This is a genomic window from Natrialba sp. PRR66, from assembly GCF_034808065.1.
GTDB lineage: Archaea > Halobacteriota > Halobacteria > Halobacteriales > Natrialbaceae > Natrialba > Natrialba aegyptia.
Map to the genome: position 1 here is coordinate 267,071 of NZ_JAXHGN010000003.1, position 18,980 is coordinate 286,050.

11 protein-coding genes are annotated in these 18,980 nt (G+C 64.0%); 7 read left to right on the plus strand and 4 right to left on the minus strand.

Going from position 1 to position 18,980, the window contains the following annotated elements; all coding sequences use genetic code 11:
- The first annotated feature begins 35 nt into the window (after positions 1 to 35).
- The 3 genes from SM755_RS11790 to SM755_RS11800 all read left to right on the plus strand — a co-directional run bounded on the left by SM755_RS11790 (position 36) and on the right by SM755_RS11800 (position 5,675).
- Positions 36 to 2,552, plus strand: a complete 2,517-nt coding sequence (locus SM755_RS11790) for an FAD-dependent oxidoreductase (RefSeq protein ID WP_323172826.1) — start codon at positions 36 to 38, stop codon at positions 2,550 to 2,552.
- A 4-nt stretch (positions 2,553 to 2,556) separates the two neighbouring features.
- Complete coding sequence (ilvA, locus tag SM755_RS11795) at positions 2,557 to 3,858, plus strand: threonine ammonia-lyase (RefSeq protein ID WP_323172827.1); 1,302 nt, start codon at positions 2,557 to 2,559, stop codon at positions 3,856 to 3,858.
- A gap of 191 nt (positions 3,859 to 4,049) precedes the next feature.
- Positions 4,050 to 5,675: a BCCT family transporter gene (locus tag SM755_RS11800; RefSeq protein ID WP_323172828.1), complete on the plus strand. Its 1,626-nt coding sequence runs from the start codon at positions 4,050 to 4,052 to the stop codon at positions 5,673 to 5,675.
- Positions 5,676 to 5,828: 153 nt separating this feature from the next.
- On the opposite strand, the gene SM755_RS11805 is transcribed toward SM755_RS11800, so the two are convergent.
- Together SM755_RS11805 and SM755_RS11810 are read right to left on the minus strand one after the other, a co-directional pair.
- Positions 5,829 to 6,179 (minus strand): nuclear transport factor 2 family protein, encoded by a 351-nt coding sequence (locus SM755_RS11805; protein ID WP_006665207.1) that lies wholly within the window; start codon positions 6,177 to 6,179, stop codon positions 5,829 to 5,831.
- 632 nt (positions 6,180 to 6,811) lie between these two features.
- A complete protein-coding gene (locus SM755_RS11810; RefSeq protein ID WP_323172829.1) occupies positions 6,812 to 7,072 on the minus strand; it encodes a ubiquitin-like small modifier protein 2 in 261 nt (86 codons plus the stop codon).
- Positions 7,073 to 7,445: 373 nt separating this feature from the next.
- Between SM755_RS11810 and SM755_RS11815 the strand changes: the two genes are divergently transcribed.
- Positions 7,446 to 7,883, plus strand: a complete 438-nt coding sequence (locus SM755_RS11815) for a DUF5518 domain-containing protein (RefSeq protein ID WP_323172830.1) — start codon at positions 7,446 to 7,448, stop codon at positions 7,881 to 7,883.
- 191 nt (positions 7,884 to 8,074) lie between these two features.
- Here SM755_RS11815 and SM755_RS11820 read toward each other — a convergent pair whose 3' ends face one another.
- Positions 8,075 to 9,226, minus strand: coding sequence for a polymer-forming cytoskeletal protein (locus tag SM755_RS11820; protein ID WP_323172831.1), 1,152 nt, complete (start codon positions 9,224 to 9,226; stop codon positions 8,075 to 8,077).
- A 139-nt stretch (positions 9,227 to 9,365) separates the two neighbouring features.
- On the opposite strand from SM755_RS11820, the gene SM755_RS11825 reads away from it, so the two are divergent.
- On the plus strand, positions 9,366 to 12,458 hold the full coding sequence (locus SM755_RS11825) for a replication factor C small subunit (protein ID WP_323172832.1): 3,093 nt from the start codon (positions 9,366 to 9,368) through the stop codon (positions 12,456 to 12,458).
- 25 nt (positions 12,459 to 12,483) lie between these two features.
- Here SM755_RS11825 and SM755_RS11830 read toward each other — a convergent pair whose 3' ends face one another.
- Positions 12,484 to 14,757 (minus strand): GAF domain-containing protein, encoded by a 2,274-nt coding sequence (locus SM755_RS11830; protein WP_323172833.1) that lies wholly within the window; start codon positions 14,755 to 14,757, stop codon positions 12,484 to 12,486.
- A gap of 300 nt (positions 14,758 to 15,057) precedes the next feature.
- On the opposite strand from SM755_RS11830, the gene alaS reads away from it, so the two are divergent.
- Positions 15,058 to 17,838: an alanine--tRNA ligase gene (gene alaS / locus SM755_RS11835; RefSeq protein WP_323172834.1), complete on the plus strand. Its 2,781-nt coding sequence runs from the start codon at positions 15,058 to 15,060 to the stop codon at positions 17,836 to 17,838.
- Between the two features lie 293 nt (positions 17,839 to 18,131).
- The gene (locus SM755_RS11840; protein ID WP_323172835.1) at positions 18,132 to 18,938 is read left to right on the plus strand and encodes an alpha/beta hydrolase; all 807 of its coding nucleotides are present in this window, start codon (positions 18,132 to 18,134) and stop codon (positions 18,936 to 18,938) included.
- The last annotated feature ends 42 nt before the right edge of the window (positions 18,939 to 18,980 follow it).

Genomic DNA, 18,980 nt, shown 5'->3' on the forward strand with positions numbered 1-18,980 from the left:
AGCTATGGTCGGTCGCATGGCACGTTCCATGTCATATGAGTACACGGAACACGATTCCCGACAGCGCGGGAACCGTCGTCGTCGGTGCCGGCTGCGTGGGCTGTAGCGCCGCCTATCACCTCACCGAACTCGGGCGCGAGGACGTCGTCGTGCTCGATCAGGGGCCGCTGTTCGAGACCGGCGGTTCCACGTCACACGCGCCCGGACTGGTGTTCCAGACCGGCGGCTGCAAGCTGATGACGCGGATGGCGTCGTACACGCGCGAACTGTACGAGGCGCTCGACGGATTTCGAACGTGCGGCGGCATCGAGGTCGCAGCCACCGAGGACCGCTGGAACTACCTGCAACGAAAGCGAGAACGGGGGCAGTCGTACGGCGTCGAGGGCGGCGAACTCCTTTCGCCCGCCGAGGTCGCCGAACGGATCCCGCAGATCGACGCGGATACCATCTACGGCGGCTACTACGTCCCGACGGACGGCAAAGCCCACGCCGTCGACGCCTCCGCCGCGATGGCCGAGCGCGCCCGGGCTGCCGGTGCCGAGTTCTACGGCCAGACGACGGTAACCGACCTCGAAACGGCCGGCGGCGAGATTCAGACGGTCGTCACCGATCGCGGGCGCATCGCGGCCGACGAGGTGCTCGTCGCGACGAACATCTGGGGGCCGCTGTTCGGCGACATGGTCGGGGTCGACATCCCGCTGGTCCCCTGCGCCCACCAGTACCTCGTCTCCGACGAACTCGCTGCACTCGCGGGTGCGGACAGGGAAATCGAACAACCGCTGCTTCGCCACCAGGACCAGTCGCTGTATTTCCGCCAGCACGGCGAGCGCTACGGCATCGGTTCGTACAACCACGAATCCTTGCTCGTCGACCCTGCCGACATCTACGGCCCCGAGAAACTCGCGGATCTCGGCCTCGAGTACCCGTCCTTGCGCGAGTTCACCGCGGAGCACTTCGTCGAGAACACGCATCCTGACCACGACCAGTCGGCCGCCGATGCGGCGGCCGAACTCGTGCCGTCCCTGCGAGACGCCGAGTTCGAGTCGGCGATCAACGGGATGTTCTGCTTTACGCCCGACGGGATGCCGATCCTGGGGCCCACTGAGGATATCGACGGGCTCTGGTGGGCGCTCGCCATCTGGGTAACGCAGTCCGGGGGTGCCGGGAACATCGTGGCCCACTGGATGGAAGACGGCGTCCCGCGGCTCGACGGCGAGCGCGTCGACGCGACGCCCGCACACATCTCCCGCTTCCAGCCCCACGCCGGCTCGCGAGAGTACACCCGAGGCCGCGGCGCACAGCAATATCGGGAGGTCTACCAGCTGATCCATCCGCGCGAACAGCCGGCGGACCAGCGGGAACTCCGCCGGAGTCCGTTCTACGAGCGTCAAGCTGAACTCGGCGCGGCGTTCTACGATTCGGGCGGCTGGGAGGTGCCGCAGTGGTACGAGTCCAACGAGGCGCTGCTCGAGGAGTACGACGTTCCGGACAGGCCGGACTGGCTCGACCGCGGCTGGTCGAAGGCCCAGGGCGTCGAGCACCAGGCGGTCCGCGACCGCGTCGCGATGGTCGATATGACCACGTTCACCGGGATCGAGGTGACGGGAGAGGGGGCCTGCGAGTTCCTCCAGGGACTGCTGACCAACGATGTCGATGTCTCTCCGGGCCGGATGCGCTACACCGCGATGTGCAACAGGGACGGCGGCGTCCTCGCGGATCTGACGGTCAGTCGGCTGGCGGACGATCGGTACCTGCTGTTTACGGGCGGCGGGAACTCGGCGACGCTTCACTCGCGGGGGGTCCGTGAGCACGCGCCCGACGACGGCTCCGTCTCGGTGACCACGCACGACTCGAGTCGGTGCGGCGTCGGCGTGTTCGGACCAGACGCGCGGAACGTGTTGGCTCCGCTCGTCGAGGCGGATCTCTCGAACGACGCGTTCCCGTTCTATACGGCGCGCGAGACGCACCTCGAGAGTCTGCCAGTGACCATGCTTCGACTCTCCTATGCGGGCGAGTTGGGCTGGGAGATTTACACGCCGATGGAGTACGGCGCGCGGCTGTGGGAGCGGATCGAAGACGCCGGCGAGGCGTACGACATCGTTCCGATGGGGTGGGCGGCCCTCGATTCGACGAGCATGGAGAAGGGGTTCCGGCTGTGGGGAACCGACCTGACGCCCGAGTTCAACCCCTACGAGGCGGGCATCGGCTTCGCCGTCGATCTCGAGACCGATTTCGTCGGAAAGGAGGCGCTGCTCGAGTCGCGCGAGGCGGGAATCGAGCGGAAAATCATGCCGATTACGCTCGATGAACCGGGCGAACTCGTCGACGCCGGCCATCCGGTGTTCGATCCCGACGGCGGCGACGTGCTCGGGGATGTCGTCCGGGCCGACTACGGCTACACGATCGACGCGGGGATCGCCTACGCCGTCCTGCCGGCTGCCGCGGCCGAGGCGGGCCGCGAGGTCGAGATCGGGTACGAGAACGAGCGCCATCCCGCGACGGTACGAGACGAACCATTATTCGACCCCGACCGAAAGAAACTGTTGCGCTGATACGATGACTCACGATTTCGAATCCGTCACCGTCGACGATATCGAGGCCGCCCGCGACCGACTCGACGACGATTCGGTCGTCAAACACACGCCGGTCGAGCGAAGTACGTCCCTCGACGAGCTAACCGGTGCCGAGGTCTTCCTCAAGATGGAGCACCTGCAGTGGACGGGCTCGTTCAAGACCCGCGGCGCGTACAACAAGATCGCCCAGTTCGTCGCTGACGGTGAGTCGGCGTCGGGAACGGGGGTAGAAACGGCAACGGAGACGGACACGGAAACAAAAACGAAAACGAAGACGGACCAAGTCGTCGCCGCGAGCGCCGGCAATCACGCGCAAGGCGTCGCCCTCGCCGCGACGAAACTGGGCGTCGACTCGACCATCGTCATGCCGCGAACCGCCCCTCAGGCCAAGGTCGACGCGACGCGGGGCTACGGCGCGACCGTCGAACTCGTCGGCACCGACTTCCAGGACGCGATGGCTCACGCTCGGGACCTCGTCGACGAGACCGACGCCGAGTTCGTCCACGCCTACGACGACCCCGCGATCGTCGCCGGGCAGGGGACGCTCGGACTCGAGATGTACGAGGACGTTCCGTCCGTGGACACGATCGTCGTCCCGATCGGCGGCGGGGGACTCATCTCGGGGATTGCGACCGCCTTCTCGGAACTGTCGCCGGAGACGCGCGTCGTCGGCGTGCAGGCGACGGGTGCTGCCACCGTTCCTGACAGCCTGCAAAAGGGGGCCCCGATCGCGCTCGAGTCGGTCGACACCATCGCCGATGGTATCGCCACCGGCGGCGTGTCGGACCTGACGCTCTCGCTCATCGAGGACCACGTCGACGAGGTCGTAACGGTCACGGACGGCGAAATCGCTCGCGCGATCTTGCTGTTGTTAGAGCGAGCGAAACAGGTCGTCGAAGGCGCTGGCGCGGCCGCGGTCGCTGCGATCATCAGCGACGAACTCGACGTCGAGGGCGAGACGGTCGTGGCGCTGCTCGGCGGCGGCAACCTCGACATGACGATGCTCCAGACGGTCCTCGTCCACGCGCTGAGCGACCGCGAACAACTGCTTCGATTGCGCGTTCGTATCGACGACCAGTCCGGGAAGATGGAGGAGATTTCGGGACTCATCGCCGATCACAACGCCAACATCCAGACCGTCCGCCACGATCGATCCGCACCCGAACTCGACGTCGGCGAGGCCCACCTCGACTTCCAGGTCGAGACCAGCGGCGCAGGGCAAGCACGAGCGATCATCCGCTCGATCCGCGATCACGGCTACGAAGTTACGCACGTCAACGCCTGACGATCCTCTTTTTCGACCAGTTAAAAGCCCCACCGTTGATTAAGATGAACACTGATAGCCCTATTTGCCAATTATTGCCATGACTGTCCGTCACATGATGGGGCGCAGCACGGAGACTGCGTCGCTCGATCGACGGTCGACCGATCGAGAGCACGGAGACAGGCGGACACGGCGTGATACGGTGACAACCCATGAACGACTCAGGCTCACAGCGTACAGTAACCAGGTTCCGCGATGAACTCGATTCTGTCGTCTTCGGCGTCGGATTCGTCGTTGCGGCCATCGCAGTGCTCGCGTTCATCCTCAGACCGGACCAGGCATCGGAATACATGAACAACGCGAACGAGTTCCTCTGGACGGCGCTTGGCTGGTGGTACTTGATCGCGATGTTCATCCTCGTCGCGTTCGTCGCGTTCCTCATCTTCGGCCCCTGGGGAAACATTACGCTCGGCGACGACGACGAAGAACCGGAGTTTTCGTTTCTCGCGTACTTTGCGATGCTGTACTCGGCGGGGATCGCCGCCGGGATCGTGTTCTGGGGGCCGGCCGAGGCGATCTTCCACTACGATACTGTTTCGCCGTTAATCGGTGCCGAATCGCAATCGTCCGCGGCTGCCGTCGGTGCCGTCCAGTACACCTTCTTCCACTGGGGCATCTCCGCGTGGACGGCCTACGTGGTTATGGCGCTCCCGATCGCGTACTACGCGTACTGCTACGATGCCCCGTTGCGCATCTCGACGGTGATCGCTCCGTGGGTCGGACTCGACAACCTCGACGGTCCGCTCGCAAAAGTCATCGATATCCTCGCGGTGTTCGCGACGATCGGCGGCGTCGCGACCACGCTGGGACTCGTCGGGAATCAGTTCCTCGTCGGCGTCGAGTGGATGACGGGGGCGAGCGTCGGCGACGCCGGAACCGTCCTCGTGATTACCGGCCTCACCGTCGCGTTCACGGTCTCGGTCGCACTCGGGGTCCGAAAGGGGATCCGCCGAATTTCGTACTTCAATATGGCGCTGTTCGCCCTGTTGACCGTCATCACGTTCGTTCTCGGCCCGACGACGTACATCATGTCAGTCGGCACCGAGGCGCTCGGGGCGTACATCAACCAGTTCGTTACGATGAGCTTCTACACCGGCTCCGCGGAGACTGCCGGCGGCGCGATCGCCGGCTGGGTCGGCGACTGGACGATCTTCTACTGGGCGTGGTGGTTCTCCTGGATGCCGTTCGTCGGCCTGTTCATCGCCCGGATTTCGCGCGGGCGGACGGTTCGACAGGTCGCCGTCACCGGCGTCGTCGCCTCGACCGGCGTCACGATCCCGTGGTTCGCCACCATGGGAGCCACGGGAATCTTCATGCAACAAACCGGTCAAGCCGACATCCTCTCCGTCATCAGTGAACTCGGCGAGGCCGGCTCGGGCTACCCGCTGTTCGAAGCCCTGCCGCTCGGCGGCCTGTTGACGGTCCTGTTCCTCGTGCTCGTGACGACGTTCCTCGTCACGTCGGCCGATTCGTCGACGTTGGCACTCGGCATGCTCACCACCGGCGGTGCCGAACGACCGTCGACGATCAACCGCGTCATCTGGGGCGTCCTCATTGGCGCGCTCGCGTCGCTGCTGATGGTCACTGGCGGCGTCGACGCACTGCAGGCGGCCGCGATCATCACCGGCGGCCCGTTCTCGATCATCGCCCTCCTCGCCGTTGCGTCGATGGCGTACTCGTTCGGCACCGAACGCGCGCTGTTCCTCCGCGAGGAAGACAGCGTGGAGATGCCCGGCTCCAGCGACGTCGTCACCGGCGGGGCCCAAGACGACGACTGATCGGCTCCGCTCTTCGAACACGCGACTCGCAATCGCAACCGACTCTGTGACTCTGTGACGCTCCGCACTCGAACTCGAGTTCACCCGCGCGACTCGCACTCGCCGCCGAGTGCACCCGATCGACCCACACCGCCGGATCGATCGGGCGCTCGGTCACTCCTTCGGACTAATCTTCCCCGCAAACGTCTGGAACGCGATTTCGTCGTCGGGAATGTGGAACGTGTCGGTCGCGAACTCGTAGTCGTTTTCCGGCGTCTCGGCGGTCCACGTGATGTAGCCGAACTCGTCTTCGACGAGTTGTTCGTCCATCGTTATCGACGCGTCCGGTGCATCGAACTCGTCGAATAGCGTCTCGAACAGTCCCTCGATCTCCGCGAGTCCCCGAAACGTCCCCATGTTCGTGACGACGGTCGATTCATCGGTGTAGTCCTCCATGACGGCGTCGAGATCCTGGCTCTCGAACGCTTCGAGGTGGTGGTTCAGTACGTCTTCGGTCGTAGTCATGAAATGTAGGCCCCGCCGAGTTCATCCGCTCGACGGGATTGGTACTGGTTCAACACGATCCATCATAACGGTTCTGTCGGGTTGCGGGAAAACGCGGCTGAACGGCAACCGGACGGTGAGTTGCCGCTAACACCAATGCCGCGACGGCGCTCTCTCGCAGAACGAGTTCGGTTCGGTGGCCGCCGTAGACGGACTGCTGGCAGTCAGTTCCGGTGCCACTCGCGACCCGTCTATGGGTTGTGCAGTTGTACGGTTACGCCGGGCAATCGAGACGGCAATCCGTATCAGTCGTCGATCGAGTACGTCTCGCAGAGCCGTTGTAGCCCTCTCGAACGCGGTTTCGAACGTCCTCGTCGTCGGGGTCGACCTCGTACTGAAAGACATCGTAGAGTTGGCCGGAGAAATATCCCGAGCGTCGACTCCTGTCGCTCGCGTTCGTTCACGACGGCGTCGGCGACTGTCGGCGCAACGTCTCTGATGGTGCTTGACATACCACTGTCATCGGTGCTTCGCTCTAAGTAGCTTCATCGCAGGTGATCGACCCGTTGAAAAGTCCCTCCCGAGCCGTAGTACCCGTACACCCGTGCGATACATGCCATCCGCGCCACTCACTCTACCCGACGCCGGAAGCGTCAGCCGCCCTTGATCAGCCGTAACACCGTCACGTGCTCGCTCTCGACCGGCTGATCCTCCGGTACCGGCCGTCCGTCGACCAGCACGCTCACCTCGTGCGGGCTGAGATCAACCTCGCGAAGCAGATCCGCATACGTCGGCTCGGTCGCGACCGACGGCTGCGCTGAACTCGTGGCGTCGCCGTCGCTGCGCTCCTCGTTCTGCGTTGCGAGTTCGATTTCGTGGGTTCCCTCGCCCTTGATATCGACGGTGACGCGCATATACGGGATTGTTGAGGGCGGGACTTGAGCGCGTCGTTCGTGTCCGTCGCGAGTTCGTATTCGCGCGGTGTCGGTGTACGAATTGATGGCGGATCGAGTTGCGGTCCGGGTACTGTCGGTGTTCGTGTCGGTGTTCGTATCGGTGTTCGTATTGGTATGCGGCCATCAGAGAACGGTTCGCGCACCGATTGTGTCGGCCCCGGGGAGCGTCACAGCCAGGTCACTCACACACCAATCGATACAGCGGCGTGAGTGGTATGTGTCAAGAACGGGTGTGCGATATAGAGCGTCTGCGATACGGTGGCCCGGCTGCGAAGACCCGCGGTCATCAAGGAGGAGTAATATTATAGCTCGACGACAATATCAGCAGGATATGTCTGAGTACAGCCTTCAGAATACGGTAGATGCGGTGACTGAAAGCCCGTTTCTTATCGCCGCGCTTCTCGGTTTCGCTTCGGTTCCGTTCACACTCTTCGTCTCGTGGGAGACAACAACCCTGCTGCATAGTGCTCCGATGATAGTGACCGGACTTCTCGTCGGATATCTGTTCAATGCAAGGCCTGCGGATAGTCACCGGGCTGGATTGGTTGCTGGTTTCGTGGCGTCTCTTGGGGGAGTTGTGGCGTTTGCCATCGAAGTTGTCGCAAGATCTTCCCTGGGTGAACGTCCAAGGCTCGAAGTCGTCGCAATTCCATTTGTACTCGTTTTACTGGTAATCTGTCTTGCTATACTGGTGATGATCTGTGCCATGGTCGGAAATTGGGTGGCGGAGGTTACCACTCGCTTCCGGCCTCTTCGACCATCCGAATAGAGTATGGACAAACCGGATAATCATCTATTGTTATTGGTTGTGGTTTCGCGTCGTGAACTCGCGGTAACCATCTACAGCGCCATCAGTGGATTTCACTCTCAATGTTGATTGCGCTTGCTACTAACGCACCGAGGTGGGCGTCCCTGTCGCATTTATTCTTGTTTTGCTAGGCCTCCCAAAGCCGGTCCGTCTCATTCGGCCGCCGGTTCGTCGGAATCGAAGCTATCGCGGGTGTCGCGGTCCGTTCGTGTATCCGCCCGCGGCCCTCGGTCCCGTCGCCGTTCCCGCTCGCGGACCGCTCGCCGGTGGCCGAACAGCGCGAGCGCGAGCGCACCGAGTCCCAGCAGCAGGACGATGAAGTTGAGCGGGCCGCCGACCCAGGGAATTTGTGCGATGAGTGCGCCGCCGACGAGGCCGACGACGAGTGCGATCCACCGGTTTCCGATGCCGGCAAGCGAGAGGAGCCACGCTGCCACGGCGAACCAGCCGTAGATGCCGCCGATCCAGACGAGCAGCGCGAAGACGAACGCGCCGACGATCGAGAGCGGAATCCCGATGACCGTGATCGCGAGCGCGACGAGCAGGATCGGAACACCGATAAGGACGCCGAGGCCCGCCAGTCCCGACCGAGCGGGCGTCTCCGCGACGCGGCCTGCAACGCGATCGGAGAACAGCGGAAAGAGCGCCAGCAAGATGGCTCCGAACAACAGGTTCAGCGCGAGGACGTACGCGGACACGAGGAGGGAGCCGATCGGGTCGAACGAGGGAAGGAAGTCGTTGCCCAACGTGGAGTCGTACTCGATAGTCCCGGCGACGGCGTCGGTGTTACCCTCGAGATCGCCGCCGTAGCGCAGGTCGCCCTCGATCGCGGCCTCGTCGCCGAGGCGGGTCGTTTCGGCCCCGATTTCGGCGTCGCCCTCGATCGTCCCGTCGATCGTCGCCCCGCCGCTGCCGGCCGTCAGGTCGCCACCGATGGTCGCGCCCTCGGCGAGTTCAAAGCCGCCGGCCCCGGCGTCGACATCGCCGTCGACGGTGCCGGTGATCGTGACGCTCCCAGCCCCCGCTTCGAGATCGCCGCCGACGTCGCCCTCGATCCGAACTTCGCCCGCAGCGGCGCTCACATCGCCAGTGACGGTCCCTTCGACGATGACGGTGCCGCCGACGGCGGTGAGGCTATCGACGGTCTCGTCCGCTTCGACGGTGATGGTCCCCCCGGTTCGCGTGTCGGTCTGTGCGGCGACCGGTGTCGAAAGCACGCTACAGCCGACGAGGATGACGAGCACCAGGACGAGGAGTACTGATCCGCGACGTGAACTCGTCCGGGCCGTCTGTTTTGTCACCATGAGTATATCTTTCCCGACGAGTGTGAAAAATCTGTCATTCGTTCAATGGCTAGATACGTCGGTTTCGTACCGGATCGGTCGCAGTGGCGACGACGGTGTCGTTCGGTCGTTTTATCTTCGGGCCACTCCTTGGTCCGGTATGAGCGACGCCGACGTGGACGCCGAGGTCGCCGAGTCGACTCCCGGCAAGACCGAGGTCTGGATCGAGAAGTACCGCCCGGAGCGACTCGACGAGATCAAGGGCCACGAGAATATCGTTCCGCGTCTCGAGCGGTACGTCGAGCAAGACGACCTGCCTCACCTCATGTTTGCGGGGCCGGCCGGCACCGGGAAGTGTGTTACCGGCAAGACACCGGTATTGACGAACAAGGGGATCACCCCGATATCTGCAGTCGTCGGTGCTATTGACGGCTTCGATACACCGGACGATGACCTCGAGATCCTCACGTACAACGACGACGGCTCGTTTGAGTACGCCGCTCCGTCGCACGTCTTCTCCAAAGAAGCGGCTAATCTCATTTCGATCGAGACGCGGGATGGAAACGAGATCACGGTTACGCCCGAACACAAACTCCTCGTCGCTGACGAGACGGGTCTCTCCTGGAAGCAAGCCGAGTCGATCACTGATGGAGAACGAATTGCTCGGCCGCTAGAAACACCCGTCGCCGACGACTCATCACCGTCGCTTGACTGGCTCTCGTCAATGGATGGCAATCGGACGTTCGTCACTGTCTCGAAGTCATTCGCTCAGCGATACGAGATTCCGGTGGAAGAGAACTACGTCGGACAGAAGAAAACGGTAATCGGCTGTCTCCGCCGCGGCTATTCGATCGACGAAATCGTCGCCGAGTCCGATGTCTCTCGTAAAACCGCTCAAAATTACAAACGCGCGGTTTCGGTTGATCTCGACGAACCGTCCACGACCTGTTCACTGACGTATCTTCGATCGCTCGATGTCGAGGAATCGGAACTTCGATCTCATGTCGAATCCGTCAGCTACGTTACGCGGTACAACAGGCGGTCCAGCCCGATCACACCTCCCTGGAAACTCACTCCGGACCTGGCGCGCTTCGTTGGATTCGCGATCAGCGAAGCACGGATCGACAACGGCCGTATCAAGTTCTACAACACCGATGACGACCTCTGTACGTCGTTCGAACGAATTGCACAGGACCTGTTCGATGTCGAGACGGCCCGCGGTGTACAGAAAGGCGTGCCGTACGTCGAACTTCAGACCAAATCGCTCCATCATCTCCTCGAATCCTCCTTCGATGTCTTCGGTGATTCGTCGGCGTCTGCTATCGGTTCAACCCTCGTTCATGCCCCGGAAGACGTCCGAGCAGCGTTCCTGCGGGCTGTTTTCGATTCGGAGGCCTACGTCGCAGATCAGGGAACGATCGAACTGACACAGAAAGACGAGTCGCTGATCACACTCTGTTCGTATCTGCTCGCTTCGTTTGGAATTCAGACGCGACGCGACTGCGCCGAGAAGACCGCGACGAACGGCTCTAAAACGAAGCGTGAATACCACACCCTATACGTCTCGGGTGTGTCGGCGCTCTCGCGTTTCGAGGACGCCGTCGGATTCACTATCGACTACAAGCGCGATCGTCTCGCCGACGCGACGGCCGGCTCTGGGAACCCGAATTACGATACGATGCCTGCACAGGCGGCCGTCGACGACCTCTGTTGCACGCTCGCACTGAAAAAGGAGCCACTGGTGACCGAGAGCCTGCACCCCGACAATCCCGGTCGTGAATCCCACCTCGAGGATATCGACCGCGTTCTCGAGGCGGCGTCAGATCGTCTCGAGGCCGCACAGCAGGCCAAGCAAGAGATAGAGCAGGTTCGATCCGATATTCAGTCGGTGACCGCCGTTCCAACGGCGTGGATCGGTCAGCGGAACGCACTGGGGCCGCTCGAGATGCGGAAAGAGGTCGAGGAGAAAACAGGAATCCGGACGGACCGGCTACTCGAGTACTCCGACGGACGACGGTCGCCAACCGCAAGTCGCACAGGAGAGTTGCTTGCCGCGGTAGAGTCGCACACTGAAACGCCGGATATCGCCTCCGTACAGCAATCGCTCCGGACCGTGATCGATGCACTCGGCGTTTCGGACAATCGTATCGCCGAGGGGACGGAGTTGCTCGGAAGAGACGTCCGACAACTCGTCGAGAACGATGACCACGATCTTGCGTCCCTCCCACGATTCGAGACCGTCGCTGATCGAGTTCACGACATCGCCGACGAGATGTGTTCGATGGACACTGTCGAACGACTGGTCGCGCTCGATCGGATCTCCCGCGGCACGCTCTATTTCGATCGCGTGTCGACTGTAGAGCAAGTGGAGGACGAGCAGCGGGTCTACGACCTTACGGTACCCGGAACCCGAAACTACGTCGCGGGAGACATACCAACGGTTATGCACAACACAACGGCAGCGCAAGCCATCGCTCGCGAGGTCTACGATGACGACTGGCGCGAGAACTTCCTCGAGCTCAACGCCTCCGACCAGCGCGGGATCGACGTCGTCCGCGACCGAATCAAGGACTTCGCGCGCGCCTCCTTCGGCGGCTACGACCACCGCATTATCTTCTTAGACGAGGCCGACGCACTCACCTCCGACGCTCAGTCGGCCCTGCGCCGGACGATGGAGCAGTTCTCGAACAACACCCGCTTTATCCTCTCGTGTAACTACTCGAGCCAGATTATCGACCCGATCCAGTCCCGCTGTGCCGTCTTCCGCTTTACCGAACTCACCGAGGACGCCATCGAGGCGCAGGTCCGCGAAATCGCCGAGACGGAGGGGATCGAGGTCACCGACGACGGCGTCGACGCGCTGGTCTATGCAGCCGACGGCGACATGCGCAAGGCGATCAACGCCCTGCAGGCCGCGGCCGTGATGGGCGAGACGGTCGACGAGGAGACCGTCTTTGCGATCACCGCCACGGCTCGGCCCGAAGAGGTCGAGGAGATGGTCGACCACGCCATCGCCGGCGATTTCACCGCCGCCCGCGCGACGCTCGAGGACCTCTTGACCGACCGCGGCCTCGCGGGCGGCGACGTTATCGACCAGTTGCACCGGTCGGCCTGGACGTTCGACATCCCCGAACAGGCGACGGTGCGACTGCTCGAACGACTCGGCGAGGTCGACTTCCGGATCACCGAGGGCGCGAACGAGCGTCTGCAGCTCGAAGCGATGCTCGCATCCCTGGCACTCGAAGACGAGTAACGAGAGTTCACACGGGCCGTCGTCGCTAGAGATCGATCGCGTCGACGCCCCGAAACGCGAACGCCGTCCGGGCCTCATCTGCAGCGATTCCGACGTCCCAGCCGTGCGCATCGGCGATCTGTTCGACGAGTTCACGTGCGCCGTCGGCGTCGGCGTCGGGGTGTTCGGGGTGGTCGGGGTCGGTTGCGCTTGCTGTCGTTGTCGCTGTCGATCGGTGCGCGGTCCCGTCGCTGTCGGCGGCTGCCGCCCCCTCTTTGCCCGGGTCCTCGGGAGCGGGATCGAACCGCGGATCGTCGGCTGCCGGCCCGTCGCGTGCCACGTAGAAGCCGTCCTCGGTCGCCCCGACGGTGATCGTCACCGACGGTGGGACGGTACCCGTCCTGTTTTCGCTATCGTCCCCGGAGACAACGAGTCGCAGGACCGACTCGAACAGGTCGCGTAACCGCGCTCTGTCGGCTTCGAGCATCAGGGTCGATTCGACCACGAGTTCGGCGGTGCCGGTGTCGACGGTGAGCCAGGCGCGTCTCGCGACATCGTGGATCGCGACCGGTTCGGTGTCGGCGAGGATCTCGTCGGTAGCGGCGAGTTCGTACAGCGATTCGACGTGGTCGGTCAGTTGCAGGTGGGCGTCGTCGATCACCTCGAAGTGGTCACCGTCGCCGGTTTTCTCGACGAGTTCGAGGTAGCCGCGGGCGACGTTAAGCGGCGTCTGCACCTCGTCTTCGAGCAGGGCTGCGATGGCGTCGAGGCGTCTGGTAGCGGCCGTGAGCGCCCGCTGCGTGCGGATCCGGTCGGTGATGTCGGTGAAGTAGAGAATGCCGGTCGGATGGTCGGTGGGTGCGCTGTCGGTTGTGGGTTCGGTATCCGATCCGGGTTCGATTTCGTCGCCACCTTGCCGGTCCCGCCGGTCCCGCGCCGCCCGTTCGAGCGGCACGACCGTCACGCTGAACTCGCGGATGCCGTCGGTCGTTTCGCGGCGACACTCGAGTTCGCGTCGGCCGCCCGCGCGGAGCGCCTCGGTGAGTGCGGTTGCTCGGTCGCGCACTCCCGAGGGAACGGTGTAGTCGCTGACCGGCTGGCCGAGAAGGGTGGCTCGGTCCTCGCCGAACGTCGTCTCGAAGGCGGTGTTGATGTCCCTAATGGTCGCTTCGGGAGCCTGATCCGGCTCGGAATCCGGCGTATCTGGGATTGAGTCCGGACGTGCGTCTCGCGCAGCGTCTGCGTTTGAGCGGGGGGCATCGATCTCGTACCGCAGCATCGGCAGCGGCGCGCTCGAAAACGCCGCTCGGAAGCGATCGCGCTCGGCTGCAAGATGTTCGGCGGCCTGCCCGATCACCGCCTGCTCCTCGGCGAGTCGGTTTCGCTCGCTCGTTCGGTCGTCGAGTTCGTTCCGTAACCGATCCCGTTCGGCGGTGAGGCGCGCCTCGGCACGGTTCCGTTCGAGAACGGCGCTCGCGACCGCACAGAGCGACTCGAGGAGCGCCACGTCGGCATCGTCGAACGCCTCCGGGGTGTCGGCGGCAACCTGCAAGACGCCGAGATCGGCGATGGGGACGCTACACAGCGATCGTGCGTCCGACCACGGCGACTCGAGTTCAGTTCGCCCTTTGAGGTCCGGGAGCCGGAGCGACTCGCCCGCGCGGAACGCCTCCCCGAGCGGGCCGCCGGTCGACACCGGCTCGATCGCCGTTGCATCGACGCCCGCTGCCGTCGTCTGCGGCACGAGTTCACCGAAGTTGACGGTCGCGATCCAGCACCGGTCGGTGTCTATCGCCTCGACGGTGGTCTCGACGAGGCACTCGAGCAACCGGTCCCGGTCGCGGCGTGCGATCAGGTCGGCGGCGGCCGCGAGAACTGAACTCGTTCCGGCGGATCGATCGGCGGACTCGGCTGTCGCGGCCGCCTCATCGCTGTAGCACAGCCAGGTGAGTTCGTCGGCGAGATGCGCGATAGCGTTGTCAGTGTCACGGCGGACGTAGCCGTCGATGCCGTCGGTCGAACGGGCGGCGGTCGCGCCGTAGGCGGACTCGCTGAAGAGCACGAGGGGAGTCGACCCGCAGGCGTCGGCGACCTCGAGGAGGTGCGCGCCGGCGGGGGTCGTTGGCGTTTCGGCGAAGACGACACAATCGACGTTCGGAGCCCAGTTTCGAACGCGCTCGACGGATGTCGTCGGCCGGACGGCCCGCTTTGGCCCTGCAGGAACCCGTTCGAGCGCCGTCGCTCCGCTCCGGGCCGCCTCGTCGGTTGCGGCCACGTAGAGGATCGTCTGCGGTCGGTGTCGTGATGTCTCGTTCCCCATCGTCGTGGTGCCCTCTGACTGATCGTCTATTCGTACTGTCCGTATCACCACGATAAAGATTCTGCTGAGTGTCTCCCTTTCCTAACAATACAACTATCTGTTATTATCGGATACACGTGCCGTCGACTATTCGAGAACACGCTCTCTCCGGATGATTTATCTCACTGTGACTTATTTGTACTCGACATAACTAATAACTGAACAGTCTCAACTTCTTACGAACCGGCCGACGGCAAGGCGATTCTCGGACAATGAACGTTGCGGAACTGTTTTACGCCCTGCATGGCCAACACGTGTATAATGAGTGCACTTGAGGAGGAGTATCGTCTCGAGTATTTCGAGACGGAGGGATTCGTCCGCAAGGAATGTCCCTCCTGTGGTGCGCACTTCTGGACGCGCGACCACGACCGGGAAACCTGCGGGGAACCGCCCTGCGAGGAGTACGACTTCATCGACAATCCCGGTTTCGACGAGGCTTACAACCTCACGGAGATGCGCGAGGCGTTCCTCTCGTTCTTCGAATCCCACGACCACGAACGGATCGACCCGTATCCGGTCGCGGCGAACCGCTGGCGAGACGACGTCCTGCTGACCCAGGCGTCGATCTACGACTTCCAACCGCTCGTCACCAGCGGCGAGACGCCGCCGCCGGCGAACCCGCTTACCGTCTCCCAGCCCTGCATCCGGATGCAGGATATCGACAACGTCGGGAAGACCGGCCGCCACACCATGGCCTTCGAAATGATGGCCCACCACGCGTTCAACGCTCGCGAGGATCTGGACGACCCCGACCAGTACGCCTACCAGGGCGAGGTCTACTGGAAGGACCACACCGTCGAACTCTGCGACGAGTTCTTCGACTCGATGGGCGTCGACTTAGAAGAGGTCATCTACATCGAGGATCCGTGGGTCGGCGGCGGCAACGCCGGCCCCGCGATCGAGGTCATCTACCGCGGCGTCGAACTCGCCACGCTGGTCTTCATGTGCATGGAGCAAGACCCCGACGGCGAGTTCGAGATGAAAGACGGGAACCGCTACTCCTACATGGACACCTACATCGTCGACACCGGCTACGGCCTGGAACGGTGGACCTGGGTGTCCCAGGGAACCCCGACGGTCTACGAGGCGGTCTACCCCGACATGATCGAGTTCCTAAAGGACAACGCGGGGATCGACCACTCCGACGACGAGGAGGCGCTCATCCACCGCGCCGCCAAACTCGCGGGCCACATGGACATCGACGAGGCCGAGGACATGGAAACCGCCCGCGGCGACATCGCGGCCGAACTCGACGTCGACGCCGGCGAACTCGAGGACCTGATGGAGCCCCTTGAGGACATCTACGCCATCGCCGACCACTCCCGCACCCTCGCGTACATGCTCGGTGACGGCATCGTCCCCTCGAACGTCGGCACCGGCTACCTCGCCAGGATGGTTCTCCGGCGCACCAAGCGCCTCTGTGACACCGTCGGCGTCGACGCACCGCTCGATGAACTCGTCGACATGCAAGCCGAGCGCCTGGAGTACGAGAACCGCGACACCATCCGCGATATCGTCCGCACCGAGGTCGAGAAGTACCGCGAAACCTTAGAACGCGGCGGCCGCCGCGTCGAGAGCCTCGCGGAGGAGTACGCCAAGAAGGGCGAGCCGATCCCCACCGAGGAACTGATCGAACTCTACGACTCCCACGGCATCCAGCCGGACATGGTCGAGGAGATCGCCGACGAGTCCGGTGCCGAGGTCGCCGTCCCCGACGATTTCTACAGTCTCGTCGCCAAACGCCACGACACCCCAGAAACGGTCGAGGAGGCGGCCGACGAGGAAGATGAGCGCTTCGCGGACCTTCCCGAGACGGAACGACTCTACTACGACGACCAGCAGCGAACCCAGTTCGAGGCCGTTGTGCTCGATGTCTTCGAACGCGAGGACGGCTACGACGTCGTCCTCGATCAGACGATGTTCTACCCCGAAGGCGGCGGTCAACCCGCCGACAACGGGACGCTCTCGACCGACGATGCGACCGTCGACGTGCGCGACGTGCAGATCGAAGACGGCGTCATCCTCCACCGCACCGACGAAAAGCTCGGCAAGGGCGAGTTCGTCAACGGCCAACTCGACGCCGGCCGTCGCCGCCAGCTCATGCGCCATCACACGGCCACGCACATCATCATCCACTCCGCGCGCGAGGTCCTCGGCGAGCACGTCCGCCAGGCCGGTGCCCAGAAGGGCGTCGACTCCTCGCGGATCGACCTGCGCCACTACGACCGCATCTCCCGCGACGACGTCAAGGAAATCGAACGCGTCGCGAACGAACTCGTGATGGACAACACGTCGGTCTCCCAGGAGTGGCCCGACCGCCACGACGCCGAGTCCGAACACGGCTTCGATCTCTACCAGGGCGGCATCCCGCCGGGCGAGCAGATCCGGCTCATCCACGTCGCCGACGACGTGCAGGCCTGCGGCGGCACGCACGTCGCCCGAACCGGCGACATCGGCGCGATCAAGATCCTGACCACCGAACGCGTACAAGACGGCGTCGAGCGGATCACCTTCGCGGCCGGCGAAGCCGCACTGGAGGCGACCCAGGCCAACGAGGACGCCCTCTACGAGGCCGCCGAAACGCTCGACGTGTCTCCGGAGGACGTTCCCGAGACCGCAGCACGGTTCTTCCGGGAGTGGAAGGATCGCGGCAAGCAGATCGACGATCTCACGGAACAGCTCGCGGCCGCCCGCGCCGGTGGCGGTGGCGGCGGCGACGAGTTCGATATCGGCGATCGGACGGCCGTCGTCGACCGACTCGATACCGACGTGGACGAACTGCGCGCGACCGCAAACGCCATCGCCGAGGAGGGCAGTATCGCCGTTCTCGGCAGCGGCGAGAGCGGTGCCCAGTTCGTCGTCGCGGTACCGGACGACGTCGCCGTCAACGCCGGCGAAGTCGTCGGTGAACTCGCCGCGAAGGTCGGCGGCGGCGGCGGCGGTCCGCCGGACTTCGCACAGGGCGGCGGGCCGAACGTCGAGGATCTGGATGCGGCACTCGAGGATGCGCCGGACGTGTTGCGGCAGGTCCTGGACGCGTAACGAGCTCACTCGGATCTTCTCTGTTCGTCGATTGACTTCGCTCGAACGACTACGACCTGCTACTGACAATCCACGCAGTCGATCGACTGCACCGATCTCACTCCTCACTCGACCCGATCGATCCCCGGCAGCGTCCGAACGAGTTCACCCTCGGGGTCTACGTTTGGCCGAGGCGAGGCTACCTGCCGACCCGAACGTCGCCTCGACGGTGACGTGGAGGTCGAACCCGCGTCGGTTCGCGGTCTGGTGAGGAAATCGTCGCTTTCACCCTCGCTCGTCTCCTTGCCGTAGCCATGCCGATCGCATCGAACGGGAGCGTCTCGCTGTACTACGACCGCGAGGGCGATACCGCGGGCGACGCCGCCCCCGTCGTCTTCGTCTCCGAGGCCGGCCTCGGTGGCTGGCTCTGGGGCTGGCAACACGCCGCGCTCACCGGCCCCTTCGAAACCGTCGTCTGGGACCTCCGGGGAACCGGCCGCTCGGACGCTCCGCCGGCTCCGTACGCCATGTCTGAACTCGTTGCCGATCTCGAGGCGGTCCTCGCGGAGTGCGATATCCACAATGCCCACCTCGTCGGCTGCGGACTCGGCGGCGCGATCGCGCTCGCGGCGGCCCGAACCACGACTCGCGTCACGACGCTGTCGCTGTTCGGCACCGCCGCCCGCGGCGACGAGTTCGGTCTCGATGCCCTGTTCGCGCCCCCGACCGATCGCGAGGCGATCCGTGACTCGCTGGAGGCGGCCCTCTCGGACGAGTTCAGCGCCGCCCAACCCGACGCGGTCGAGGGGATCGTCGACTGGCGGGCCGACGGCGACGCCGACCGGGCGGGTTGGGAGGCACAGCGTGCGGCCCTCGACGAGTTCGACGCGACGGAGTGGCTCGTCGAGGTGACACAGCCGACGCGGGTGGTCCACGGGAGCGAGGACGACCTCGTCGCGCCCGCGGCCGGACGCGAACTCGCCCGGGGATTGCCGCGGGGCGAGTTCACCGAACTCGATGGGGCGGGCCACCTCGCGTTCGTCGAGCGCTCGCGAGACGCGAACGATCTGTTGCTCGGATTTCTGGAATCGCAGGTGAACTCGCCGGCGGACGGATCGTAAGCGGCCGGCGACGCCTCGTCAGATGCGTGCTTGCGAATGACC